The sequence below is a fragment of the Bartonella sp. TT29SHDZB genome (genome assembly GCF_042193395.1).
Lineage (GTDB): Bacteria > Pseudomonadota > Alphaproteobacteria > Rhizobiales > Rhizobiaceae > Bartonella.
The window spans coordinates 1-1,708 of sequence record NZ_JBHILQ010000084.1; the positions used below are offsets into that span (position 1 = coordinate 1).

General features: G+C 35.9%; 2 protein-coding genes. Both read right to left on the bottom strand.

Annotated elements, in window-relative coordinates; all coding sequences use genetic code 11:
• Position 1: 1 nt before the first annotated feature.
• On the bottom strand, positions 2-742 hold the full coding sequence (locus ACFIJJ_RS09655; protein WP_375626935.1) for a hypothetical protein: 741 nt from the start codon (positions 740-742) through the stop codon (positions 2-4).
• Positions 743-821: 79 nt separating this feature from the next.
• Positions 822-1,340 (bottom strand): Rha family transcriptional regulator, encoded by a 519-nt coding sequence (locus ACFIJJ_RS09660; protein ID WP_375646792.1) that lies wholly within the window; start codon positions 1,338-1,340, stop codon positions 822-824.
• Positions 1,341-1,708: the final 368 nt, after the last annotated feature.

Consider the following 1,708-nt stretch of genomic DNA (forward strand, 5'->3'; position numbering starts at 1 on the left):
TTTACGCTGCTTTATCATCACCACAAATATCTTCAGAAATTTTTTGATTGCCATTAACCACGGCATTGCCATAAATCTTTACATAGATAGGTGGTGCATAGCCATCTGTACGAGGCTTGCTATAAACCGTTGCCTGGTCACAAACCCGTGCATTTCCATAAACCTTTACATGCTCAGAAATAGTAGCCCTGTCATAAACCTGCGCATCATCGTAAATCTCAGAAAATCCATAAATACAAGCATTTCCATAAACGCGTGCATTTCCATAAACCCTGCCAGTTACATGCGCATAATCAGAAACTTTTGCATTATCAGAAATATGACCAAGAAAAGAGACCTGAGCATTATCACAAACAACTGCATTGCCAAAAACATTACCATTAACCATTGCGTTATCACAAATTTTTGCATTATCAGAAATTTTTGCATTATGAAAAACCTGAGCATTGTCACAAACAATAGCGTTGCCTGATATTTTTGCACTTTTATAAACACGTGCATTATTACGCACTTGTGCATTTTCAGAAACAACAGAATCCATAGCAACCATGGCGTTATCATAAACCCAGCAATCACCATCATGTGATAAGCTTTTTTCGTTTTCAATAACGCCACCGAGATCACCTGCTTTAACATCTGCAAAATCTCTTAATGCTCTTATACGACGTACAGTTTTTCCCTCAGGAATACGGTGGATTTCATCTGTGAGTTCATATTTTTTGGATACATTTTTAGTGGTCATAGGTAGCTCCCTAATCTAACATTTGAATAAATTTTTGAATGAAATGGTTATAAGGAGGCGCCCCCGCACCGCCTGTTATTTAAGCTGCTTTTACAATAGCATTTGTTAAAACGCGCTTGGCTTCTGTCGTAACCAATTTGTAGTGATCAAGCTCTTTTTGTAGATCATTTACATACGATAAACGCGCAGCAATCATTCCCAAAACTTTACCAATTCCCTCAGAAGCTTTTAAACTTTCATAAGAAAATAAATCATTATCTCTAGAGAATAAATCATGATTTTTTGATTGGCTTTTTAATTCATAAAAAGCTTTAACAAGCGCTTTTTTAAATGCACGCACCGTGCCATTATTGCGCATATATGTCATCAGTAGAGTTGCTTGTGATTCATTAAGGATGGCAACTTCTCTCTTTTGTATTCCACCCTTGGTTTCAAAGGGTAGCATTTCAAATGCGACCCTTCCAAGTTCTTCGAAGTCTTTAATATTTTGACGAACCAACTGTATAACTGTTTTGTGCTTATTACCTACACCCTCTGCAATTTTCAAAGAAGTTGTGACAGCAATACCAGCATTGTTGATTGTTACTAAATTGTTCATAGGGAACTCCTACATGTTTAAAGTTTCTATTGACACTCTAAAAGAGTGCCGGGCGCTAGAAACACGGCATGTAGTCCGTCGTCACGCCTTTCCCATAAGGGTATTGTATAGCGTAACCACACCCGACAAAATCGTTATATGCCAACAATAGCATAAAAATAAAGCCAAATTTTGAAGCAGGAAAAGATTGTTTCGTAATCTATTCGCTACATGTTTAGTGTTTCTAGCACTTAATGATTCGTTTAACAGAATAACCTTTTAAAGTCAATACGTATTTTTTATTTTTTTCATTTTTTTTCATTTTGATACCTACCTAATTGAATACCAAGTGCTTTTAAATTTTACTTTTGGTTTTTAGTATAAAATGT

Bases quoted from the DNA above. Each gene is read 5' to 3' on its own strand.
- ACFIJJ_RS09655 (WP_375626935.1), bottom strand. From the start codon at position 742: ATGACCACTAAAAATGTATCCAAAAAATATGAACTCACAGATGAAATC.
- ACFIJJ_RS09660 (WP_375646792.1), bottom strand. From the start codon at position 1,340: ATGAACAATTTAGTAACAATCAACAATGCTGGTATTGCTGTCACAACT.